This window comes from Corallococcus sp. AB038B (assembly GCF_003668955.1).
In the GTDB taxonomy this organism is placed as follows: domain Bacteria; phylum Myxococcota; class Myxococcia; order Myxococcales; family Myxococcaceae; genus Corallococcus; species Corallococcus exiguus.
Genome location: NZ_RAWO01000003.1, coordinates 255260 through 278075, shown reverse-complemented (window position 1 = coordinate 278075; position 22816 = coordinate 255260). Strand labels below are relative to the sequence as shown.

The 22816-nt window shown below is 70.3% G+C and carries 15 protein-coding genes; 5 read left to right on the top strand and 10 right to left on the bottom strand.

Translation table 11 applies throughout. From position 1 onward, the window contains the following. Positions 1 to 150 precede the first annotated feature (150 nt). The 4 genes from D7Y04_RS17440 to xdhC all read right to left on the bottom strand — a co-directional run bounded on the left by D7Y04_RS17440 (position 151) and on the right by xdhC (position 6916). Positions 151 to 1299, bottom strand: a complete 1149-nt coding sequence (locus D7Y04_RS17440) for a methanobactin export MATE transporter MbnM (protein ID WP_121760038.1) — start codon at positions 1297 to 1299, stop codon at positions 151 to 153. 17 nt (positions 1300 to 1316) lie between these two features. Further along, positions 1317 to 2183: an MbnP family copper-binding protein gene (locus D7Y04_RS17435; RefSeq protein WP_121760037.1), complete on the bottom strand. Its 867-nt coding sequence runs from the start codon at positions 2181 to 2183 to the stop codon at positions 1317 to 1319. Positions 2184 to 2267: 84 nt separating this feature from the next. Continuing rightward, entirely contained in the window at positions 2268 to 6101 is a 3834-nt protein-coding gene (gene xdhB, locus D7Y04_RS17430) for a xanthine dehydrogenase molybdopterin binding subunit (protein WP_121760036.1), read from the bottom strand. After that, positions 6098 to 6916, bottom strand: a complete 819-nt coding sequence (xdhC, locus tag D7Y04_RS17425; protein ID WP_121760035.1) for a xanthine dehydrogenase accessory protein XdhC — start codon at positions 6914 to 6916, stop codon at positions 6098 to 6100. Before xdhC ends, xdhB begins: the two co-directional genes overlap by 4 nt. A 154-nt stretch (positions 6917 to 7070) precedes the next feature. On the opposite strand from xdhC, the gene D7Y04_RS17420 reads away from it, so the two are divergent. Both D7Y04_RS17420 and D7Y04_RS17415 read left to right on the top strand, forming a co-directional pair. After that, entirely contained in the window at positions 7071 to 7508 is a 438-nt protein-coding gene (locus tag D7Y04_RS17420) for a DUF2383 domain-containing protein (protein ID WP_120597892.1), read from the top strand. Between the two features lie 168 nt (positions 7509 to 7676). Further along, on the top strand, positions 7677 to 8516 hold the full coding sequence (locus D7Y04_RS17415) for a hypothetical protein (RefSeq protein ID WP_120597893.1): 840 nt from the start codon (positions 7677 to 7679) through the stop codon (positions 8514 to 8516). A 12-nt stretch (positions 8517 to 8528) separates the two neighbouring features. Here D7Y04_RS17415 and D7Y04_RS17410 read toward each other — a convergent pair whose 3' ends face one another. The 3 genes from D7Y04_RS17410 to D7Y04_RS17400 all read right to left on the bottom strand — a co-directional run bounded on the left by D7Y04_RS17410 (position 8529) and on the right by D7Y04_RS17400 (position 12215). Beyond that, on the bottom strand, positions 8529 to 9623 hold the full coding sequence (locus D7Y04_RS17410) for a hypothetical protein (protein WP_120597894.1): 1095 nt from the start codon (positions 9621 to 9623) through the stop codon (positions 8529 to 8531). Between the two features lie 12 nt (positions 9624 to 9635). After that, the gene (locus D7Y04_RS17405) at positions 9636 to 10193 is read right to left on the bottom strand and encodes a DUF2378 family protein (RefSeq protein ID WP_121760034.1); all 558 of its coding nucleotides are present in this window, start codon (positions 10191 to 10193) and stop codon (positions 9636 to 9638) included. Positions 10194 to 10325: 132 nt separating this feature from the next. Then, positions 10326 to 12215, bottom strand: coding sequence for a M4 family metallopeptidase (locus tag D7Y04_RS17400; protein ID WP_121760033.1), 1890 nt, complete (start codon positions 12213 to 12215; stop codon positions 10326 to 10328). A gap of 258 nt (positions 12216 to 12473) precedes the next feature. Between D7Y04_RS17400 and purL the strand changes: the two genes are divergently transcribed. Continuing rightward, positions 12474 to 16370, top strand: a complete 3897-nt coding sequence (gene purL, locus D7Y04_RS17395) for a phosphoribosylformylglycinamidine synthase (RefSeq protein ID WP_121760032.1) — start codon at positions 12474 to 12476, stop codon at positions 16368 to 16370. 30 nt (positions 16371 to 16400) lie between these two features. Here the strand turns inward: purL and D7Y04_RS17390 are convergent, their stop codons facing one another. Next, positions 16401 to 18293, bottom strand: coding sequence for a glycoside hydrolase family 18 protein (locus D7Y04_RS17390; RefSeq protein WP_121760031.1), 1893 nt, complete (start codon positions 18291 to 18293; stop codon positions 16401 to 16403). Positions 18294 to 18857: 564 nt separating this feature from the next. Between D7Y04_RS17390 and D7Y04_RS17385 the strand changes: the two genes are divergently transcribed. After that, positions 18858 to 20168 carry a FadR/GntR family transcriptional regulator gene (locus D7Y04_RS17385; protein WP_121760030.1) on the top strand — a complete coding sequence of 437 codons (1311 nt, stop codon included), beginning with the start codon at positions 18858 to 18860 and terminating at the stop codon, positions 20166 to 20168. A 208-nt stretch (positions 20169 to 20376) separates the two neighbouring features. Here D7Y04_RS17385 and msrB read toward each other — a convergent pair whose 3' ends face one another. Next, positions 20377 to 20799 (bottom strand): peptide-methionine (R)-S-oxide reductase MsrB, encoded by a 423-nt coding sequence (msrB, locus tag D7Y04_RS17380; protein ID WP_120597899.1) that lies wholly within the window; start codon positions 20797 to 20799, stop codon positions 20377 to 20379. Between the two features lie 216 nt (positions 20800 to 21015). On the opposite strand from msrB, the gene D7Y04_RS17375 reads away from it, so the two are divergent. Further along, positions 21016 to 21435 carry a CBS domain-containing protein gene (locus D7Y04_RS17375; RefSeq protein WP_120597900.1) on the top strand — a complete coding sequence of 140 codons (420 nt, stop codon included), beginning with the start codon at positions 21016 to 21018 and terminating at the stop codon, positions 21433 to 21435. Between the two features lie 71 nt (positions 21436 to 21506). Here D7Y04_RS17375 and thrS read toward each other — a convergent pair whose 3' ends face one another. After that, positions 21507 to 22709, bottom strand: a complete 1203-nt coding sequence (thrS, locus tag D7Y04_RS17370; protein WP_120597901.1) for a threonine--tRNA ligase — start codon at positions 22707 to 22709, stop codon at positions 21507 to 21509. Positions 22710 to 22816: the final 107 nt, after the last annotated feature.

Sequence of the window (22816 nt, the reverse complement as noted above, 5' to 3'; positions counted from 1 at the left end):
GGAGTGCCGTAGCTCCAGGTTCCGCAGTGTGACGGCGCCGAAGCACAGCCCGCGATGAGCAGGGCCATGCAGGCCAGCACCGCCCACCGCCGCACGGTGGCTCCCACGAGGAATCGCCATGGCTGAATCACAGCCGATGACGATACCGGCTCACGGCACGGTGGCGGGATCCGCGAAGCGCGGGTCGGTCAGGAACGGCGTGTCCGTGAGCGACTCCAGGAACGCGATGACGTCCGCCTTCTCCTCGGGCGTCAGCTCGAAGCCGCGCACGAAGGCGCTCTGCAGGGGGCTCGGTTGTCCGCCGTTCGCCGCCCGTGCTCGGCCTCCCGCCGCGTAGTGGTCCAACACGTCGGAGAGCGTCTCCACGCTGCCGTCGTGCATGTACGGCCCGGTGACGGCCACGTTGCGCAGCGATGGCGCTTTGAAGCGCCCCATGTCATCCGGACGGAACGTGATTTCGAAGAGGCCTGTGTCCCCAGCGGGATACGCGCCCTGGCCGTCTTCGTTGTAGAGCCCGGTGTTGTGGTACGGCAGCACCGGCTCCTTCGTCGCCTCGTGCACGGTCGCGTCCTGGAAGTTGAAGCCGGAGTGGCAGTGGTCGCACTCCAGGCGCTCGGACAGGAATAGCTGCAAGCCCCGCTTCGCCGCGGGACTCAGCGCGTCCACCTCCTTGCCGTACAGGTAGCGGTCATACGCCGATGTGCCGGAGATGAGCGAACGCTCGAACGCGGACAGCGCCCGCGTCAGCGTGGCCAGCGACACCGGCGTGGCCTCGTTCGGGAATGCCTCCGCGAAACGGGCCGTCAGGTCCGGATCCGCGCGCAGCCGCTCCAGCAACACGTCCTGTTGATCCGCGAAGCCCAGCTCCACCGGCTCTCGCCCGAACAGCGGCACCAGCGCCTGGGCCTCCAGCGTGGTGAGCGCGGAGTTGGCCCAGGTGAGGCTGGTCGCGTACGCCACGTTCGCCAGCCCCTGTCCGTTGCGGCGGTGCGCCTGTCCCGTGCTGCCCACCGCGTGCACACGCCCGTCCGTGAAGGCCCGGGCCTGCTCGTGGCAGGAGCCACAGGACTGCGTGCCGTTCAATGACAGGCGCTTGTCGTAGAAGAGGCGCCGGCCCAGCTGGACCTTCGCCTCCGACATGGGGTTGTCCTCCGGCACGCGCGGCGTGGGGAAGCCCGCTGGCAGCTTCCAGTCGTAGGGCACGGGCTCCTCGGTGGGCCCCGAGGGATCCGCGCAGCCCGCGGCCAGCAACGCCACCGTCGCCAGGGCCTTCCACGCCTGTCCTTGTCGTCGTGCCACGTCGGACGTCCTTCCTGCTACTCGGCCCGGATGAAGGTCTGCGCGGCCGGGTTCGCCGCCTGGCCGCCGAAGGCCAGCCCCAGGGGCTGGAAGAGGGCACCGCAGTCCGTGTCGGTGGGGGACGACATGCAGCCCGCGGCCGTGCCAGGCGCATTCACGTCCAGGTTGGCGCCCGCGAAGAGCGTGCCCAGGTCCATCACCACCTTGGTCTTCGTCACGTCGAAGCCGGCCAGGTGGAACTCCGGACGGTTGTTGTTCGCGCACCCGGCGGTGCCCTGCGTCTGGCCCTCGGGCGGCGGCGCGCAGGCCGTGCTGCCCAGGTGCAGGACGTGCTGGGGAAGGCCCTGCGTGCGGCCCTCGATGCGCGTGAAGATGAAGCCGCTCTGCCAGCTCCAGTGCAGGCCCGTATCATCCATCGGCGCACCGAGCGTCGTGGGGTCGCCGTGGTTCACGTCCTCCGGCACGCCCACCGTGAAGCGCAGGCCCGTGTAGTCACCCTGGGGTGCCGTGCCCTTGATGGCCGCGTTCATCGCCGCCGTGCCTTGCGTGCACAGCCCGTCCTTGTTCGCGAAGTCCAGCAGCACCACGCCCGAGTGCTGCCACGTGCCGTCCTCGGTCAGCGTCACGGGCACGTCCTTCCCGTCCCGCGTCACCAGCCGCACGTTGTGGACATACACGCGGAAGTCCATGGGCTCGTAGGTCGTCCCCGTCGTCCCGACGTTCGTGTACGTCTTGCCGCACTCGAAGGCCTGCGTGCCCACGCGGGCGACGACAGGCAGGTTCACCGTCAGCAGCTCGGGCGTCTGGGGTTCGTCGTCCCCACAGCCGAGCGCGCCCACGAGGGCCAGCGGAAGGAGGAGGCGGGAGCGGAGCAGGGAGCGCATGGCAATCATCCTTGGAAGGTGCCCCCGTCTAACGCACTGGCTGGGAAAGCTTGCCGTGGCATGTTGCCGCACCCGCCGCCCGGCTCAGGCCACCTCGCGCGTTTCCTCCGGAACCGGGAGCCCCGCGCCCCTCGCCTTGCGCCGCTGGATGGCCAGGAAGAGGGCCTCGTGCGTGGCGGGCGAGGGCAGGTCCACGTCGCCGCCCGGCGCTCCGAAGGCGGCCACCGCGTCGCGCAGCGCCTCCCGCACGGACAGGGCCAGCATCAGCGGAGGCTCGCCCACGGCCTTGCTTCCGTGGATGGTGCCCTTCTGCTCGGCCCGCTCCATCAAGGCCACGCGCAGGTCGATGGGCGCGTCGCTGAACGCGGGCACCGCGTAGGTGCTGGCGGAGTGCGTGAGCAGCCGTCCGTTCGCGTCCCACTTCAGCTCCTCGCCGGTGAGCCACCCCATGCCCTGCACGAAGGCGCCCTCCACCTGACCCCGGTCCAGACCTGGGTTGAGCGAATCCCCCACGTCCTCCAGCAGGTCCGAGCGCAGCACGCGCTTCATGCCCGTGTCGCCGTCCACCTCCACCTCGCTCACCGCCGCGCCATAGGCGAAGTAGAGGAACGGCTTGCCCCGGCCCAGGGTCCGGTCGTAGCCGATGCCCGGCGTGCGGTAGTAGCCCGTGACGGACAGGCCCACGCGGTCGCGGTAGGCCTCCTCCACCACGGTCCCGAAGGGCAGCCCCTGGTCCGGCCGCGACGCCGCCGCGATGCGCCCGTCCTCGAACACCAGCGCGTCCGGAGACACTGCCTGCCCGTGCAACTGCACCAGCATGCGCGCGGCCACCGGAGCCAGCCGCTCGCGCACCTGGATGCAGGCTTCGCGCACCGCCGCGCCGTTGAGGTCGGAGCCGCTGGAGGCCGCCGTCGCGGACGTGTTGGGCACCTTGTCCGTGGCCGTGTGCGCCACGCGCACCAGCTCCGCGGGCAGGCCCAGTTCGCGCATGGCCACGCCCTGGATCTTGGTGTGCAACCCCTGGCCCATCTCCGTGCCGCCATGCGACAGCAGCACGGAGCCGTCGCGGTACACGTGCACCAGCGCGCCCGCCTGGTTGAGGAAGGTGGCGGTGAAGGAGATGCCGAACTTCATCGGCGTGATGGCCAGTCCGCGCTTGATGCGGGGGCTGGACGCGTTGAAGGCCTCCAGCTCCGCGCGGCGCTTCGCGAAGTCGGACGACTCCATCAGGTCGCTCCACAGCTTCGGCAGCCGGTTGTCCTCCAGCTCCTGGCCGTAGTGCGTGGTGTTGGTGTCGCCCACGCCGTCATAGAGGTTGCGCTGGCGCACGGCCTCCGGGGCCAGGCCCAGGGCGGCCGCGATGCGCGCCAGGATGTCCTCCATCACCAGCATGCCCTGTGGACCGCCAAAGCCTCGGAACGCCGTGTTGGAGACCAGGTGCGTCTTCGCCACGCGGCCGGTGTAGCGCACCGTCGGCACGTAGTAGCCGTTGTCCAGGTGGAAGAGGGCGCGGTCGGTGATGGACTCGGACAGGTCCAGGGACCAACCGCCGTTGGACGTGAGGTCCGCCTTGAGCGCGAGCAGCCGGCCCGTGGCGTCGAAGCCCACCTCCCAGGCCGCGTGGAACGGATGGCGCTTGCCCGTGACGACCATGTCCAGGTCGCGGTCCAGCATCCACTTCACCGGCCGGCCCGTGTGCACCGCCGCCAACGCCACCAGCGCGGCGGGCGCGTTGCCTTGCGTCTCCTTGCCGCCGAAGCCGCCGCCCATGCGCGGCGCCTTCACCACCACGCGGCTGCGCGGTACGTGCAGCACGTGCGAGATGATGGCCTGCACCTCCGACGGGTGCTGGGTGGAGGACGTCACCGTGACGTCGCCCTCGTCGCCCACCTCCGCGAAGGCCGCCTGCGTCTCCAGGTAGAAGTGCTCCTGGCCGCCCATCGTCAGCTCACCGGCCAGCCGGTTCGGGCTGGAGGCGAGCGCGCTGTCTACGTCGCCCCGGCGGATGATGTGCGGTTCGGTGTGGAAGCTGCCCTGCTTCAGGGCCTCGGTCAGCGTGAGCACCGCGGGCAGGGGCTCGTAGTCCACCACCACCTGGCGGGCGCCCTCGCGGCAGGCCTCGGGCGTCTCGCCGACGACGAGCGCCACCACCTGCGCGTGGAAGAGCACCTCGTCCTTCGCGAGCAGCGGCTCGTCATGGCGGATGGGGCCCGTGTCGTTCATGCCCGGGATGTCCTCCGCGAGCAGCACCTTCACCACGCCGGGCACCTTCAGCGCGGCGCTGGCGTCGCGGCGGAGGATGCGCGCGTGCGCGTGCGGCGACAGCACGGGCCACACCGTCAGCATGGGCTGGCGCTGCGCGAGGTCATCCACGTACTGCGCGCTGCCCGTCACGTGGCCCAGCGCGCTCTCATGGCGCAGCTCGCGGCCCGCGTCCGCGGTGGCGACAGGCGCGCCCGGGGCGAAGCGGGGGCGTCCGTCCAGCGCGGCGCTGCGCTCGCCGGACGCGAACTTCTCCAGCAGCGACACCACCAGCCCGCGCCGGTACTCCGCGCTGCCTCGCAGGTCCGTGAGCGGCGTGAACTCGCGCTCCAGCGTGGCGCGCACGCGGGCCACGGCCTCCGCGTTCCACGGGTGACCCACGAGTTGGGCCTCCGTCTGCTTCGCCCGCGCCGGGGTGGCCGCGACGCCGCCGTAGCCCAGGCGCGCGGTGCGCACGAGGCCCAGCGCGTCTGTCTCGATGCAGAAGCCCGCAGCGACGATGCTGATGTCCAGCTCGCGGCGCTTGGACACCTTGAAGCTGTCCGAGTGCCGCGTGAGCCCGCTGTCCTTCGCCGGGGCGTGGGGGATGACGACGAAGCGGACCACCTCGTCTGGCTGGAGCGCCGTCTTGCGGTAGGCGAGGAAGAAGTCCGACAGCGCCAACGTCCGCTCTCCGCGCACGGACGCGAGCACCAGCCGGGCGTCCAGCGCGAGCAGCACCGGCGCCGTGTCCCCGATGGGCGAGGCCGTCACCAGGTTGCCCGCGAGCGTGGCGCGGTGGCGGATCTGCCGAGAGGCGAAGACGTTGAGCATCTTCGCCAGCTCCGGCACTTCGTGGCCCAGCGCGTCCTCCACGTCCACCAGCGACGCGGCGCCGCCCACGTACCAGCCGTCCTCCTCGCGGCGGATGGCGCGCAGGGCCTCCACGCCCTCCGTCGAGATGAGGAACGGGTAGCGGCGGGACTTCTTGGTGATGTCCACGCCCAGCTCGGTGGCGCCGGCCACGAGCATCGCCTCCGGGTGCAGGGCTCGCAGCGCGAGCAGGTCCTCCCAGGTGGTGGGGCGCAGGAACAGGCCGTCACGCGCCTCGTAGCGCAGGGGCGGGGTGGGGGAGGGCGGCCCCTCCAGCGAGACACCGGGAAGCCCCGGGCCCGCGCCCTTCGCGTCGCGGATGGCGAGCGCGTCCACCATCGCGTCGCGGATGGGGCGGTAGCCGGTACAGCGGCAGATGTTGCCGCAGAGCTGATCCGCGATGGCCTCCGGAGAGCCCGCGTCCTTGCGACAGTACGCCTCCACCATGGAGACGACGAAGCCCGGCGTGCAGAAGCCGCACTGCGAGCCGTAGTGCTTCACCATGGCCTGCTGCACGGGGTGCGGCGCGGCGCGGCTGCCCACGCCCTCCACGGTGACGAGCTCGCGCCCGGCCACCATGGGCAACAGCGCGATGCAGCTGTTGAACGCGCGCAGCGTCTTCTGGCCGCCCACGTCCCGGTCCACCATGGCCACGGTGCACGCGCCGCAGTCGCCCTCGGCGCAGCCCTGCTTCGTGCCCGTCAGTCCGCGCGCGCGCAGGTAATCCAGCAGGGTGGTGTTGGGCGACGCGTCGTCGACCTGGACCGTCTGGCCGTTGAGCCGGAATTCGAAGGGGGTGCTCATTCCCCCGAGGATAGCAGGGGCACGGGCGCTGGCTGAGCGCCTGCTTCCTGGGCCAGTCCATGATGGAGCTGGAGCAGCCCGGCGGCGATGCTCACGGCCACCTCTTGCGGTGACTTTCCCCCGGTGGGCAGCCCCATGGGGCACTGGACGCGGCCCACCTGCCGGGCGGGCATCCCCTTCGCCTCCAGCCTCTGCCGGAAGCGGGCCCACTTCGTGTCACTGCCAATGAGCCCGATGTAGCGGGCCGGCTTCTGGATGGCGAAGGCGATGATGTCCTGATCCACGTCGTGCCGGTGCGTCATCACCGCCACGTAGGTGCGCTGCTCGTCCCAGACCGCGCGCGACGCGAACTCGTCCCACGCTTCCTCATGGCGCACCACGCCAGCGGGCACCTGCGGGGACTGGACCCACTCGGCGCGCTCGTCCACCAGGTGCACGCGAAAGGGGGTGCCCTCCAGGATGCGGCACAGCGCCTGTCCCACGTGGCCGGCGCCAAAGAGGTACAGCTGGGGCCCGTGGTTGACGGGCTCGACGAAGACGTCCACGACTCCTCCACAGCACTGGCCCAGCTTCGCGCCCAGCGGATAGCGGAACGTGCGCGCCTCGCCCCTGGCCAGACACGCGCGAGCGTCCTGAAGCACGAACTGCTCCAGGTGGCCTCCGCCGATGGTGCCGTGGAAGGTGCCGTCCGCGCGCACCAGCAGCTTCGCGCCGGGGGGCGCGGGCGTGCTGCCCTTGCACTCCGTCACCGTCACGACGGCGAACGGCGTGTCCTCGCGTGCCCACTCCGCCAGCTGGTGAACCCAGTTCCACATGCCGCCCGTGAGTCTGCCACGGCCGCCCTCCCCGTGGCGCTCCTCCGGACGCCTGCCCAGCGGACGAGGAGGCCAGCGCTCGTTGCCGGGCCGGTGAGGCGCACCACCTTTGCGCCAGTCGATTCCCGTTCACCGGAACCAAGGAGATGACGTCATGGCCAATACCGACATCGAGACGCTGAACTCCTTCCTGCGCGGTGAGCTCTCCGCCGTGGAGACCTACCGGCAGGCGAGCAAGCACATCAAGAGCGACCTGGCTCGCACGGAGGTGGACGCCTGCCTCCATGACCACGAGGCCCGCGTCGACGCCATCAAGGAACGCATCCAGAAGCTGGGCGGCAATCCGGCGGAGAGCTCCGGCGTCTGGGGCGTCTTCGCCAAGGTGGTTCAAGGCGGAGCGGACCTGCTGGGGGAGAAGGCCGCCATCGACGCCCTGGAGCAGGGCGAGGACCACGGCCTGGCGGACTACAATCGCGACGTGGGCAAGCTCCACGGCGAGGCCCGCAGTTTCGCGCGTCAGCAGCTCTTGCCGGCCCAGAAGCAGACGCATGACCGGCTCAGCCGCTTGAAGCACAACCCGACCCTGCACTGAGCGTAGGGGTTGCGCAGTGCCGGACATCCCGAGGTGCTCATCCCGGCTGTGGGGGTGGGCGCCTTGTGGTGCATCGCACGTCCCCGCATCCAGGCCTGGAGGCTTTCAGGGGGCGTGCGATATTCGGAAGGAGGGGACTTCCACCGGCGAACGAGGGCGAAGAAGCACATGGGGCGCGAGCACACGGTGCCGGGGCCGCACGGGCCCGGGACCGTCACCGACAGCGAGGACGCGGGGACACCGGCTTCCCGCTCGCCCGACGTGCGCGCTGAAGTCGAGGGGACGCCCTCCGTTCCCTCGCCAACGACCGCCGACACCAGCTACGCCGCGGGCGCCCTGGGTACCGGCATCGAGGTGCTCTTCACCACCTCCGAGCGTGCCCTGCAGTGGGCCTGGCGCGTGCTCCAACTCGCGCGCGGCGTGGTGGAGGCCACGCCCCGGGGTGACGCGTTCATCCGCGAGGCCCGCGCCTCCGTGGTGGACTTCCTGGACCACATCCCGCCCCACGTGCGCCGCAGCGTCGAGGAGGTGCTCGTCTTCTGCAATCTGTGGCAGGCCGTGGGCGTGCGCCTGCGCCGCCGGGGTGGCTTCCCCGCGGGGGACGACGCGGCCTGGCGCCAGCTCTGCGAGGACGTGGAGCTGCTCCAGCGCGCCGCCCAGGCCCGGCTGGGCACCGCCGCCGCGCTGGAGCAGGGGTTGCTCAAGGACCTGGGCCACCTGCGCGCGCTGGCCCTGTCCTGCGGCGACAGCGCCAACGAAGTCACCGTGGGCATGGAGGTGTTCACCCGCTGCATCGTGGAGCTGATGGCCGTGGCCAGCGCCGTGCGCCGCGCCTGGGAGGCCGCCGCCCATGAGCTGGCCGAGTCCGCCGCGTGGCTGCGCGCGGGAGACCCGGCCTTCAGCGCGTGGCTGGCGGACCACCTGGTCGCCGCCGAGCCCGCGTGGGAGCGCACCCAGAAGGTCGCTCGCTGGCTTCACGACGTGGGCGCCTTCGCGGGCCAGCCCTGAAGCGCGACGCTCTCAAGGCTCGATGAGGATGCGGTGCCGGTGCAGCTCCAGGAGGATGTCGGGATCCAGGTCCGCCTGCTTGTGGTCGCGCAGGTGCTGGCGGACGGCCTCCACGGGCTTCTGGCCGGTGAACTCCACCAGCAGCGAGTAGGCCTCACCGGGCAGCGCCACCGCGTCGTATTCGCTGTAGAAGCCCAGCGCGACGCTGCCGTCCGGCAGCCACTTCACCGTCGCCTCCGGGTTGAAGCGCAGCACGCGCGGCAGCGCGGGCGCGGTGGCCTGGGAGTACAGCTTCTCCAGCACCTTCTGTTCGATGGTGCCGTCCAGGCCCAGCATCCGCTCCAGCCCGTCCCGGGACACGGCGCGCACGGCGTCGTAGCAGGCTCGGTAGAAGTCCTTCTCCATCCCGGCGTACCCCTTCCAGAGCGCGGCGTACACCTTCGCCGGGGGCGCCGCGTCGTCCAGGTCCTCCACGGACAGCGGGCCGGTGGCCACCTCCGCCTTGTCGCGGCCGTCCAGGAGGAACTCCGGCATCAGCTGGAGCAGCGCGTGGCGTGACAGCTGGAACTCCGCCAGCGTCAGGTACGTCTTGAGCGACATCCAGAAGCGCTGGCCGTCCCGGCCCGCCACGTACTTGCAGAAGAACGTGGAGCAGACGGACTCGCGGTACGCCCAGATGGTGCAGCCGCCGGACTCCAGCGCGTAGTACGGGCAGCGCAGCGACGACGCGCGGCCGAAGAACTGGTGCGCGTTCTTGTACAGGTGGTTGAACTTCGCGGGCGGCTTCACCCACTGCGGGCTCACGCCGATGCGGCTGTCGATTTTCGCCTCGATGCGCCGGCGCCCCTCCGCCATCTGCGGCGAGTCATCCGACAGCAGCGCGCCCACGAGGTAGTTGGGCAGCCTCGGCTGGTACGTGCAGCACTTGGTGTCCGGCCGGAACAGGTGCTCCGCCCCGTCCACGGACTCCACCGTGGCCTGCGCGGAGGCGCGGCTCATGGCGCAGTTGGAGCAGGTGGCCTTCTCTTCCGTGGGCGCGTCCTTGCGGAAGAAGGCCGGAAGGAGGTCCTGGTAGAGGGCGGGCAGCGTCGAGAGGATGGAAGACATGAAGGCTGGGTGTCAGGAGGACCGGTCGGCCCACTCCAGGTGATAGGTGGCGGAATCGGGCGAGTGGCGGGTGCGGTGCAGGGTGAAGCCCTGGACTCCCACGCGCAACATCCCTTCTTCCAGCACGCCGTCCACGAAGCCCTCCAGGGCCTCCGGTTCGTTGAACCAGAGGTCCGCCTGGGCGGGGCCCAGCACGGTGAGGCGCGTCTCCGTGTAGTTGTTGCCGCTGCGGAAGTTGTGCTGCATGCGCTCCAGCGAGCGCATGGGCCCCACCACGCGGGCCAGCGTGAGGACCGCGCCGCCCACCAGCGTCTGCGCGTAGCCCTCCACCATCCGCCGGCCCATCAGGCGCCGGCCCTGCTCCACCGGCTGGTCGGGGTGGAGCGTGTGGGCCGTGTCCTCCAGGCAGTCCACCCAGACGGCCAGGGGATACGCGGCGAGCAGCGGGGCGTGCAGGTTCAGCCCCCGCGCGCGCAGCCGGTCCACCAGCTCGGGCGTCAGGGAAGGGGCCAGCACCTTGCGGTACAGGCTGTCCACGCTGCTGCTGAAGATGACGCGCTCGTCCCTCATGGCCCTCCGTCCTTGCCGGGACCTGAACAGGTCCCGGGCGCGCATTCTTCGCCCAGGGCCCGGGAGGAGGCCAGCCCCCTGGGCGCCCACCCTCACAGCGGGTACGCGGTGAGGGGGGAAGCGCCCGGTGCGTCAGTAAGCCACGGAGAGGCTCACGCCGCTGTAGGCGGTGTAGCCCCGGAGCACGATGTACTGCCGGCCGGCGATGGGCCGAGCCACCAGGTTGCACGTCTCGTTGTTGCCCGTCAGGTAGGGACGGCAGTCGTAAATCTGTGTCGAGGGCGCGAAGTCGAAGCGCGTGTAGAGGTCCACGTCCCCGGTGCCGCCGGAGATGCTCACCGTGGAGGGCGTGTTCGCCGGCACGTCGAAGCAGTAGTACTTCTGCGACGAGGCGTTGCCGGAGATGAGGGACACCGTGGTGTTGTTGGGCAGCGGAATGCAGGAGGGCGTCGTCGTGACGCCCACGCCCACCGCGCTCCACGCGGCATCCACCGCGTCCTGGACGGCGGTGTTGTAGCCCAGGCTCTGCGCCGCCACCCGCGTCGCCAACCTGGCCGAGTAGAGGTTGGTGGTGCGGGTGAAAAGGTTCATGTTGGCGTACCAGAAGATGTGGGCCGCGGCCTCCACGCCAATGGCTGGCACGTTCACCAGCGTCTTGCCTCGCGGGTGCATGCCGCCGGTGGCCATCAGCTTGAACGCCAGGTTGGCCACGCCGGAGCCGTAGTGCACGTCCGTGCCGCCGTTCAGGTCCGGGGCGTAGTCCACGGAGGAGCCATCCGCCGCGGGGTCGTTCATGTAGCGCAGGGCATCCCCGGACGTGCCGGGGGTCCAGGCCGTCTCCGCGATGTGCCACACGGACGTCGCGGTGCTCCAGGTGCCCGAGGCCCAGCTGCCGCAGGTGGCGGCGTAGATGTCCGACAGCGACTCGCTGAGCGCGCCGGACTCGCCGCTGTAGATGAGGTCGGACGTGGTCTCGGTGACGCCGTGCATGAACTCGTGCACGACGATGTCCGGGTCCTCGCACGGCTGCCCGAACTGGGGCAGGCTGCCATCACCGCAGACCAGCTTCGCGCCGTCGAAGTACGCGTTCACGTAGCTGGTGCCGTAGTGCACCTGCGCCAGCAGCGGGGCGCCCATGCCGTTGTACGAGTCACGGCCGAAGTTCGCCTGGAAGCAGTCGTAGAAGAGGCCCAGGTTGTCGTACGTCTTGTCGATGGCCGTGTCGCCGGTGGCCACCTGTCCTTCAATCCTGCACGTGCCGTTGTTGGTGCCGCCCACCGAGCACACCGTGCGGTTGCGCGCGGCGTGGAGCTCCGGCGTGCGCAGCACCTCCTGGCCGTCCGCCGCGCTCACGTAGACGCGGTCGCGCAGGGGCATGCCGTCCGCGTCCTGTCCGGACACCACCACCTCGAAGGCGCGGACCAGGGACGCGTCCGGGTCAGGCCGGACAAAGACTTCTCGGGGCGCTCCCGCGCTGCTGCCCGCGGGGGACGCCGTCAGCGCTGCCTGGCTCGCGGCCTCTGGCGAGATGCGGGCGGGGGCCGGCGCGGGCTCGCCGTCACGCGCGGTGCCGTTCACCGCGTACACCCGACCCCGCGCGTCCAGGTGGACGATGAGCTCCTCGTTCACCACGGGGAGCCCGCCCTTGGTCTGCGTGTAGCGCAGGTGCGTGTTGCCCAACTCGTCTGTGTGGATGCGCTTGGGCACCACGTCCTTCGCCGTCAGCCGGAAGGCGGGCAGCACGCGCAGCAGGGTGGGCTCCAGGAGCGCATGCGCCTGCCATGCGCTGGCGCCGGAGACGGGCCGGCCCGTCGTACCCAGCGCGCCCTGGATGAACTGGGGCACTCCGTCCGCGTGCACTCCCCGCACCTCCGCGCCGGGCAGCGCTCCCAGCGCTGACTTCAGGTCTCCCAGGCGGGTTTCAGAAGGAGCGGCAGGCGCCTCGACGTCAGGACCTCCCGCTCCACAGGCGGACAGCGTGAACGTCAGGCCGGCGAGGAGCCAGCGGTTCTTTCGCGTCATGACATGCCCCCAGTGTGACGAAACGAGTCTGTAAAGCCTTGCGAGCAAAGCATGGAGCGCTGACTGACATGTGAATTCCTGGATGACTGGGAGTGTTGGAAAGGAGGCTGAGGCCGGAGGAGCGCCCACGTCGGCGGTGGTTCACCCACCTGGGTGCTGTGCGGGCGTCCTGGCACGAACTCCGGACGTTGTGATGCGAGGCGCGGTGATAAGGACGGCCCCGCTGTTACCTCCCGTCACCCGTTCGCAAGGACCTTCATGCTCACGCTGCGCGGGGCTCCGGCCCTCTCCGAATTCAGGCTCGCCAAGCTGCTCGTCCGTTGCCGGGAGCGGGTGCCGTCGGTGGCCACCCTCTACTCGGAGTTCGTGCACTTCGCGGACACGTCGGCGGCGCTGACGCAGGACGAGGCGGAGCGGCTGGGGCGCCTGCTGGAGTACGGCCCCCACACGGCGAAGCGCGAGCGCACGGGCACGCTGCTCCTGGTGGTGCCGCGTCCGGGCACGGTGTCGCCCTGGGCCTCCAAGGCGACGGACATCGCGCACCACTGTGGCCTCACGCAGGTGCGCCGCATGGAGCGCGGCATCGCGTTCTTCCTCACCGGCCCCGGTGGCCGGGAGCTGGACGCGAACGAGGCGGAGGGCGTGCAGGCGGTGCTGCACGACCGGATGACGCAGGCGGTGCTGCCCCGGCTGGAGGACGCGGAGGTGCTGTTCCGCACAGACTCGCCCCGGCCGCTCACGCGCGTGGACGTGCTGGGCGGAGGCCGCGCGGCGCTGGCGAAGGCCAACGGCGAGCTGGGCCTGGCGCTGGCGGAGGACGAAATCGACTACCTGGTGGCGCGCTTCACGGAACTCCAGCGCAACCCCACCGACGTGGAGTTGATGATGTTCGCGCAGGCGAACAGCGAGCACTGCCGCCACAAGATCTTCAACGCGTCGTGGACGGTGGATGGCACGCCGCGCGAGCGCTCGCTGTTCCAGGCCATCAAGAACACCTACGCCCAGAGCCCGGGCGGCGTGCTGTCCGCGTACAAGGACAACGCCGCCGTCATCGAGGGCTTCGAGGTGGAGCGCTTCTTCCCGCAGGGCGAAGGTCGCGAGTGGAGCACCGTGCGCGAGCCGGCCCACATCATGATGAAGGTGGAGACGCACAACCATCCCACCGCCATCTCGCCGTACCCGGGCGCGGCCACGGGCGCGGGCGGTGAAATCCGCGACGAAGGCGCCACCGGGCGAGGCGCGAAGCCCAAGGCGGGGCTCACCGGCTTCTCCGTCAGCCACCTGCGCCTGCCGGACTACGCGCGGCCGTGGGAGGCCCCTTACGGCAAGCCGGACCGCATCGTGTCCGCGCTGGACATCATGGTGGACGGCCCGCTGGGCGGCGCCGCGTTCAACAACGAGTTCGGCCGGCCCAACCTCACCGGCTACTTCCGCAGCTTCGAGCAGCACGTGCCCACGCCGGAGGGCGTGGAGGTGCGCGGCTACCACAAGCCCATCATGCTGGCGGGCGGCCTGGGCAACATCCGCGCGGGCCACGTGAAGAAGGCGCTGCTGCGCGCGGGCGACAAGCTCATCGTGCTGGGCGGCCCGGCGATGCTCATCGGTCTGGGCGGCGGCGCGGCGTCCTCCATGGCGCAGGGCGCGAGCGCGGCGGACCTCGATTTCGCCTCCGTGCAGCGGGACAACGCGGAGATGGAGCGCCGCTGCCAGGAGGTCATCGACCAGTGCTGGATGCTGGGCGACCAGAACCCCCTGCGCTCCATCCACGACGTGGGCGCGGGCGGCCTGTCCAACGCGCTGCCGGAGCTGGCGCACGACAACGATCTGGGCGGCCGGCTGGAGCTGCGGGAGGTGCCCAACGACGAGCCGGGCATGTCCCCGGTGGAGATCTGGTGCAACGAGGCGCAGGAGCGCTACGTGCTGGGCGTGGCGCCGGAGGACCTGGCGCGCTTCGCCGCGCTGTGCGAGCGCGAGCGCGCCCCCTTCGCCGTGCTGGGCGAGGCCACGGCGGAGCAGGTGCTCACGCTCACGGACCGCGAGCTGGGGGACACGCCCATCGTGCTGCCCATGGACATCCTCTTCGGTAAGGCGCCGCGCATGCACCGTGAGTTCGCGTCGCGCCCCCTGAAGCACGCGCCGCTGAGCATCCCGTCCGACTTGAAGGCCGCGGCGCACGCGGTGCTGTCGCACCCGACGGTGGCGGACAAGTCATTCCTCATCACCATTGGCGACCGCTCCGTGGGTGGCCACACCGCGCGCGACCAGATGGTGGGGCCGTGGCAGGTGCCGGTGGCGGACTGCGCGGTGACGCTGTCGTCGCTGATGTCCGACACGGGCGAGGCCATGGCGCTCGGCGAGCGCACGCCGGTGGCGCTGGTCGACGCGGCGGCCTCCGCGCGCATGGCGGTGGGCGAGGCGCTCACCAACCTGGCGGCGGCGCGCATCGGGAAGTTGTCGGACGTGAAGCTGTCCGCGAACTGGATGGCGGCGGCGGGCAGCCCCGGCGAGGACGCGAACCTCTACGCTGCCGTGCACGCGGTGGGCATGGAGCTGTGCCCCGCGTTGGGCATCGCCATCCCGGTGGGCAAGGACTCCATGTCCATGCGCACGCAGTGGCAGGAGGACGGCCAGAAGAAGGCGGTGACAGCGCCCCTGTCGCTCATCATCACCGCGTTCGCGCCGGTGCTGGACGCGCGCGTCACGCTGACGCCGCAGCCGGTGGACGTGGCGGGTGACACGCGACTGTTGCTGCTGGACGTGGCGCAGGGCCGGCAGCGGCTGGGCGCGTCCGTGCTGGCGCAGGTGCACCAGCAGGTGGGCCCGGAGTGCCCGGACGTGGACGACGCGGCGGCGCTGAAGGGCTTCTTCGCCGCGGTGCAGGAACTCCATGCGGCGGGCGTGCTGCTCGCGTACCACGACCGCTCCGACGGCGGCCTCTGGGCCACGCTCGCGGAGATGGCCTTCGCGGGCCACTGCGGCCTGGACGTGGACCTGGCCCCGCTGGGTGGCGACGCGGTGGCGGCCCTCTTCAACGAGGAGCTGGGCGCGGTGGTGCAGGTGCGCGCGTCCGACGTGGCTCGCGTGCGGGATGCCTTCACCCGCCACGGCCTGGGCGCGCACGTCCACGAGTTGGGGCGGCCCACGTCCCAGCAGGTGGTGCGCGTGCGGCACGGCGGCCGGGAGCTGCTCGCGGAGGAGACGGTGGCGCTCAAGCGCACCTGGTCCCGCGTGAGCTACGAAATCCAGAAGCTGCGTGACAACCCCACCTGCGCGGAGGAGGAGTACGCCGCGAAGTGCGACGCGCAGGACCCGGGCCTGTCGCCGGTGCTCACGTTCGACCCTGTCGTGGACGTGGCGGCGCCGTACATCGCCAAGGGCGCCCGGCCGCGCGTGGCGGTGCTGCGCGAGCAGGGCGTCAACAGCCAGCAGGAGATGGCGGCGGCGTTCACCCGCGCGGGCTTCGCCGCGGTGGACGTGCACATGAGCGACCTGCTGTCGGGCCGCGTGTCGCTGAAGGACTTCCACGGCGTGATGGCGTGCGGCGGCTTCAGCTACGGCGACGTGCTGGGCGCGGGCGGCGGGTGGGCGAAGTCCATCCTCTTCAACCCGCGCACGCGCGACGCGTTCACGGAGTTCTTCGCGCGGCCGGACAGCTTCGGCCTGGGAGCGTGCAATGGCTGCCAGATGTTCGCGCAGATGAGAGAGCTCATCCCCGGCGCGGAAGGCTGGCCCCGCTTCGTGCGCAACGCCTCCGAGCAGTTCGAGGCCCGCCTGGGCACTGTTGAAATCGCGCCGTCGCCGTCGCTCTTCTACAAGGGCATGGAGGGCAGCCGGATGCTCATCGTCGTGTCGCACGGCGAGGGGCGGGCGGAGTTCGCCAACGCGGAGGCCGCCGCGCGCTTCAACGCCTCCAACCTGGTGACGACGCGCTGGGTGGACAACCGGGGCCAGGTGGCGGCGAAGTACCCTGCCAACCCCAACGGCTCGCCGCACGGCATCGCGGGCGTCACCACGAAGGACGGCCGCTTCACCATCACCATGCCTCACCCGGAGCGCGTGCATCGCACCGTGCAGCACTCCTGGCACCCGGCGGAGTGGGGCGAGGACGGCCCCTGGATGCGCATGTTCCGCAACGCCCGCGTCACCCTGGGCTGACGCGTCCGCGGGACGGGGCCTTCCTCGCCGCTACGGGAGGAAGGCCGCCTTCACCGCGTCCAACAGCGGGTTGGCGCCGGTCTCCGCGTCCGTGCAGCCCTGGTTGAGCGTCCAGATGATGGTGCCGCCGTAGCCCTCCTGCCTCACGAAGGCGCCCTTGGCTGCGATGGCCTGCGGGCTGTCGTAGGAGATCCACGTCACCGTGCCGTCCTCCACGAGCTTGTCCGGAGCGAACGTCACGTAGCTGGCCTGGGCCTTCTCGTCCCACTGGTACTTCCCCTGCTTCGAATAGCGGAGGATCTTCTTGTAGGTGAACGAGTTGTCCCCGCCCACGTAGTCGGACCAGTTCGTGAAGGGCTGGTAGGGCCCGGTGATGTGGCGCCACGCGAGGCCATAGAAGGGGATGCCGATGCCCAGCTTCGCCTTGGGGATGCCGGCCTTCACCCACAGGTCCAGACTGGACGCGATGGACGTGGGATGCAGGCCCTGTTCGCCCTTCAGCGCGGACGTGTGCCAGGACTTCCAGCCGTCCCACGCGCCAATCATCTCGTAGGACATCAGGTTCATCTGGTCGAAGTGCGTCGCCAGCTCCGCGAACCAGGGGTCTGCATCAGTGGGGAAGTTGGTGTTGATCCAGTGGAGGGGGAAGGTGAGAAGCATCTTCGGCCGCGCCTCGCGCAGGGCCTTCACCAGGGCCAGCAGCTTCGGCCGGTCCTCCTTCTCCACGGGCTCCCAGTCCAGGTCCAGCCCGTCGTAGCCGAAGTCGTCCATCGCCTTCAGCAGCGAGCGGACGAACTTCGCGCGGTTCGCGTCGGACGCGGCGCCCACCCAGCCGTCGTGCTCACCGGATCCGCCCACCATGATGAGCGCCTTGCGGCCTGCCGCATGCGCGCGCTTCGACAGCGTGCGGGCGATCTCCGGCCCCCGGTCGTTGTCGAACTTCGTGCTCAGCGTGCCGTCCGCCTTCGGAGTGACGCGGCCCACGAGGATGTGCGTGAGCGCGCTGAAGTCCACCTTCTCCGGCGGATAGTCATCCGCGTTCCAGCCCGTGTAGTAACCCGACACCCACTTGCCACCCTGGCCCGGCGGACCCTTCACGGCCGAGGATGCACTCACCACCACGCTGGCCTGGGCGACCTGGCTCGGGTCCGCCTTGCTCCGGACCATCACCCGGTACGTGCCCGGCTTGCGAGGCGCGGTGTAGATGCCGGCGGCGCTGATGGATCCCCGCTCGTTTCCGGGCTCCACGCTCCAGGCCACCTCCGTGTCCGAGCTGTTCGTCACGGCGGCACGGAAGGCGTGCGTAGCGCCCGGAGCCAGGAAGACCGCGGGCGTCTCCAGCGTGAGGGTCACTGGCCGGAGGCCCTGCTCGATGCCGATGTTGTCGAAGGAGAGGGGCGGCAGCATCTTGCCGCTGTCCTCCTGGAGCCACAGGCCCGTGATGCGCGTGCGGCCTTCGGGCAGCAGCTTCGCCATCGGCACGCGGCAGGTCGTCCACTTCCGGGCCGGGATGGCGCCGCCCTCGCAAGTGGGGCCCAGCGGCACGCCCACGGGTTGCTCGGAGCCGATGACGACGCGCGCGCGCACCGCCGTGTTCGCGCCATCCTTCCCGCCGTTCACCTTCAGCACCAGGGTGTCATCCGGTGACACGTCGAAGCCCGGGTGGCCGAAGTACAGCGCCTCCCATGGCCCCATCGTCACGGTGATGGCGTGGCTGCCCGAGGCCCCAGACACGGTGGCGCTCATCGCGTGAGCCCCAGCCCACGTCAGGTCCTCCCAGGGCGGGGCCAACCGGTCCTGATAGAGCCACGTCACCAGGGGCGGCGTGGGAGGGGCTGCTTTCGGAGGGGGAGCCCCCTGGGAAACACAGCCCAGCAAGAGCGCGGTCAGCAGCACCGGGAGTCCAGCCGGAGGTCGTCGCATGGTCTCGCATCCTCGCAGAGGGAGGGGAGGCGCGTCCTGCATCGAGGCACCGGCCAGGCCGCCATGAGTTCGTCAAAGAGTCCCACGACCGGAAGTCGTCCATGAGAGCTCGATCCCAACGGAGCGCCGCGATGGGCTGCGATGTCATGAGTGCGCGGAAGCCAGGATGGGGCCACGGAGGGAGGCACACGCCCGGGGCCGGTTCCCTCAAAAGCTGTCCGACTGTCGGACACGTTTCCGCCGCATGAGTTCCCAGTCCGAGCCGACCCGGCAGGTGACAAGGACGGTTTGCTTGTCCGCCAGTCGGACGGATTTCGCCGCATGGGCCCGCGGCCGCACCGAACCGACAAGGGTGCGACGGTATGCGTGAGCGAACACCACGGTAGGGCACGGACAGAGGCGCCCGCCCGGGGCCGGTTGCCTCAAAACCTGTCCGACAGTCGGACAGGTTTTCAGCCCATGCGGCCCGGGGGCGCACTGGCCCGGCAATCAACGCGGAGGGTGGGCCCGCACGTCCATGTCAGACCCCTGTGGTTGGATGGCGATGCTGAGACGAGGAAGGGGATGGGGATGGAACGGCGAGGACTCGTGGCCTATGTGGAGGCGCAAATCGAGCGCGATATCGCGCTGGGGCGGCTGCACCCGAGCGGACAATTCGGCTCCGAAGCGAAGCTGGCGCGCCGCTATGAGGTGTGTCGGGGCACCATCCGCGAGGCGCTGCGGCGGCTGGCGGCGAGAGGCCTGGTGATTCAGCGCCCCGGACGCAAGACGCGCGCGGTGTCGCTGGATGAGTCGCTGACGCTGGAGAACTTGGGGCTGGCGCTGCATGACGCGAGTAACCCGGATGCCCGGTGGTTGCTGGAGGGCTACTTCAGCCTCAAGCGGCAGGTGCTGTTGGAGCTTCTGGCCGACTGCTGCGCGAGGGCCTCGGACCTCGACCTGGACCGGCTGGGGAGCACGTGCTTCCAGCTCCAGGACGCGGCGCGCTGGGAGTCGGGGGAAACCTGCGCGCTGGCGGAATTCGAGTTGCTGCGGCATGCGGCGCGGGTGGCGGCGCGTCCCGGGCACGTGCTCCTCGTTCAGTCCCTGCAGCGGGCATTCATGGGCGGAGCCGCCCAACTGCTGCCGCTCATGGGCGGAGAGGCGCTGCGCGAGTGGGCCTTCCGCGCGATGGCCATCCTGCACGAGCGCGACGTGCAGGGTCTTCAGCATGAGCTGCCAGCACTGCTGAAGGCTCGCGATGAGCGCGTGCTGAATGCCTTCGCCCCGGCGCCCCAGGAACCTGCGTCCTCCGAGGCCCCACGCGCCCAAGAGGGTGCACCCGTCACTCAGCAGAACGACGCTTTGGGGACACACCTCGGCATCGAGGAGGGGGACGTCGGTCGCCTTGGGCCAGCCATCGCGCAGGATGAGATGATGGGGGCACAACCCGGCATCGAGGAGGGGGACGTCGGTTGCTTTACGTCCGCCGCCGAGCAGGACGATGCGCCGGAGGCATGTCCCTGCTTTGAAGAGGGCGGAACTGGCCGCCTGATGTCATCTGTTGAGCAGGACAATGCACTTGAGGCGCGCCTCCTTGTGGATGCACGTGGCCCCGGTTGCTGTGTCGCTCCAACCGCCGAGGCTCTTGGGGTTGCACCTCGCCCCGATGGAGAGTCCTTCCCCTTGGAGTCGGACAGTGGGGCGCTGTTGCCTCCAGCCGCCCCAACGTTCGTGCCCTGTGGTCAGCGGGGAGAGTGCGTCAGAAGAAATGTGATGGACGCAGTCTTGGGAGGCCTGCCCGACTGTCGGACAGGTTTTGTCGCCGCGTCTCAGGAAGGGGCCCCGAGCAATCCAAGGCTCCCCCCACCGGCTTATTCGAACTCATCCGCGTGACGGTTCGCAAGGCGGGCGAGCCGCTTCGTGGACTCCAGGGCTCTTTAGGGCCGGTGGGCCGCTCACCTCTGGGGCTCCATGGTTCGTTCACTGGGACCAGATGCTTCGTGAGCGACGACAGCCCATCGCGTCCGCTGTCTCCTGAAGCTCGCGCATGCCATCTCCTGAGATGGCATGCGGAGGTACCGACGAACTTCTGGCGCTCTGCTCAGGCCCGGACCAGCTCGATGGGGTTGCCTTCGGGGACGTGCTTCATCGCCACGGAGTTCATGCAGTAGCGCAGCCCCGTGGGCGGCGGACCGTCCGGGAACACGTGGCCCAGGTGGCCGTCGCAGCGCGCGCAGCGGACCTCGGTGCGAATCATTCCGTGCGACACGTCGCGGATCTCCGTGACGGAGTCCTCCGATAGCGTCTGGGTGAAGGACGGCCAGCCCGTGCCGGACTCGAATTTCGTTCCGGCCTTGAACAGCGGGTTGTTGCAGCCCGCGCACACGTAGGTCCCCGGCGTCTTGGTGCCGAGGAAACAGCCTGTCCCCGGGTACTCGGTGCCGTGCTGACGCAGCACCTGGAACTCCTCGGGGGTGAGGCGCTTGCGCCACTCTTCGTTGGAAAGGTTGAGCTTGTCCGCCATTGGGTCCTCCTCCACGTTTCGGGCCTGGAGCCCGGAGCACGGCCTTGGATGCACCGTGGGCCTTTGCGTCGCACCCTATACCAGGCAGGCAGCAGGGCGGCCGGCCGCCTTGTTCTCTACCTCACGGCGCGGCGGGCCTTGCGGGCCAGGGCTTGGAGCACCGTGCTTCGGTTGTACTCCTCCCGGATGCGGTGCGCGCCACGAGGAGGCCTGCTGATGCGGATTTCAGAGCTGATGCACAGGGACGTGAAGACCATCGACGCGAATGAATGCCTGCGCTCCGCCGCCGAGCGGCTGGACAGCGCCAGCCTGGGCGCGCTGCCCGTTACGGAACACGGCCAGGTGGTGGGCCTGCTCACCGACTCGGAGCTCTCCTTGTGCTCCACCGTCCACGGGCACGACCCTGACGTCACCACCGTGCGGGAGGCGATGACGGCGCCGCTCGTTACCTGCTCGGAGGACGAGCCGCTGGAGGCCGGCGAGCGGCTGATGGAGGAACATCACCTGAACCGTCTGGTGGTCGTGGACGCGGAACACCACGCGGTGGGGCTTCTCCGCCTGGACGACGTCGCCTCCGAGTCCCTCACGCTGCTGCGGCCCGGCGAGCCGCTGGAATACTTGAGCCTCTACTCCTGACCACAAGAAGGCCCGGCGCCCCCTTCGCGTACCGGAAGGGAGCACCGGGCCGGTGCCTCATGTGCTGACGCTCAGCCCGCCACGGCCGGCTGACACGCGGCGGACAGCCACGCCACCGCGTCATCCCAGGGCAGGTCGCGCTGGGAACCGTCGCGCTGGCGCAGGCGGACGCCCTTCGACTCCACCTCGCGGCCACCCACCACCGCGAGGAACGGCACTCCGTCCTCGTGCGAGCCCAGGACCTTCTTGGACAGCGACTCGTCCCGCACGTCCGCCCGTGCGCGGCAGCCGGCCTGCCGCAGCCGCGCAGCCAGTGCTTCCGCGTACGCGGCGGCCCCCGCTCCCACGGAGGCCACCACCACCTGCTCGGGCGCGAGCCACGCCGGTAGCGCGCCCCCGTGATGCTCCAGCAACACGCCGATGAAGCGCTCCAGGCTGCCGAACAGCGCGCGGTGAAGCATCACCGGACGCAGGCGCTCTCCGGACGCGCCGACGTAGTGCAGGTCGAAGCGCTCCGGCAGCACCAGGTCCAGTTGGATCGTGCCGCACTGCCACGCGCGGCCCAGCCGGTCCTTCAGCACGAACTCCAGCTTGGGCCCGTAGAAGGCGCCCTCGCCGGGCTGGTCCTCGTACTGGAGGCCCGCCTGCTTCGCCGCGGACTGGAGCCACGCCTCCGCCTGGTCCCACAGCGCGTCACCGCCGGCGCGCATCGCCGGACGGCTGGAGAAGGCCACCTGCACGTCGTCGAAGCCGAAGCCCGCGTAGAACGCCTTGAGCGAGCGCACGAAGCGGACCACCTCCGCCTCCACCTGCTCCGCCGCGCAGAAGATGTGGCCATCGTCCTGCGTGAACTGGCGCAGGCGGAACAGCCCGTGCAGCGCGCCGCTGGGCTCGCTGCGGTGCACCAGCCCGAACTCCCCCAGGCGCAGGGGCAGGTCGCGGTGGCTGGGCGCCATGCGCTGGACGATCTGGATGTGGCCCGGGCAGCTCACCGGCTTCAATGCCAGCTGCCGGTCGCCTTCCACCATGCAGAACATGTTCTGGCGGAAGTTCTCCCAGTGGCCGCTCTGCTCCCAGAGTGGCTGGGAGCACAGCTGCGGCGTACGGACTTCGCGGTAGCCCTCCTCGAGCATGCGCTGCCGGACGTGGTCCTCCAGCAGCCGGTACAGCCTCAGTCCGCGCGGGTGCCAGAACACCATGCCCGGGGCCTCCTCCTGCATGTGGAAGAGGTCCAGACGCTGGCCCAGCGCGCGGTGGTCTTGTTCATCAAGCATTGTCGTCTCCGTGTGTCGGTCGGGATGAAGCAGCCGGGGCCGGACACGGGGCGTGTGAGGTTGCACGGTCGCCCCGGCCGGAACTCGGCGGGGCGGGAAACCGTGCG

Coding starts and splice junctions, on each gene's coding strand:
- D7Y04_RS17405 (WP_121760034.1), bottom strand. CDS start 10,193: ATGAGGGACGAGCGCGTCATCTTCAGCAGCAGCGTGGACAGCCTGTAC.
- xdhC (WP_121760035.1), bottom strand. CDS start 6,916: ATGTGGAACTGGGTTCACCAGCTGGCGGAGTGGGCACGCGAGGACACG.
- D7Y04_RS17415 (WP_120597893.1), top strand. CDS start 7,677: ATGGGGCGCGAGCACACGGTGCCGGGGCCGCACGGGCCCGGGACCGTC.
- D7Y04_RS17390 (WP_121760031.1), bottom strand. CDS start 18,293: ATGCGACGACCTCCGGCTGGACTCCCGGTGCTGCTGACCGCGCTCTTG.
- D7Y04_RS17435 (WP_121760037.1), bottom strand. CDS start 2,183: ATGCGCTCCCTGCTCCGCTCCCGCCTCCTCCTTCCGCTGGCCCTCGTG.
- D7Y04_RS17410 (WP_120597894.1), bottom strand. CDS start 9,623: ATGTCTTCCATCCTCTCGACGCTGCCCGCCCTCTACCAGGACCTCCTT.
- thrS (WP_120597901.1), bottom strand. CDS start 22,709: ATGCTTGATGAACAAGACCACCGCGCGCTGGGCCAGCGTCTGGACCTC.
- D7Y04_RS17400 (WP_121760033.1), bottom strand. CDS start 12,215: ATGACGCGAAAGAACCGCTGGCTCCTCGCCGGCCTGACGTTCACGCTG.
- D7Y04_RS17375 (WP_120597900.1), top strand. CDS start 21,016: ATGCGGATTTCAGAGCTGATGCACAGGGACGTGAAGACCATCGACGCG.
- D7Y04_RS17420 (WP_120597892.1), top strand. CDS start 7,071: ATGGCCAATACCGACATCGAGACGCTGAACTCCTTCCTGCGCGGTGAG.
- msrB (WP_120597899.1), bottom strand. CDS start 20,799: ATGGCGGACAAGCTCAACCTTTCCAACGAAGAGTGGCGCAAGCGCCTC.
- D7Y04_RS17385 (WP_121760030.1), top strand. CDS start 18,858: ATGGGGATGGAACGGCGAGGACTCGTGGCCTATGTGGAGGCGCAAATC.
- xdhB (WP_121760036.1), bottom strand. CDS start 6,101: ATGAGCACCCCCTTCGAATTCCGGCTCAACGGCCAGACGGTCCAGGTC.
- purL (WP_121760032.1), top strand. CDS start 12,474: ATGCTCACGCTGCGCGGGGCTCCGGCCCTCTCCGAATTCAGGCTCGCC.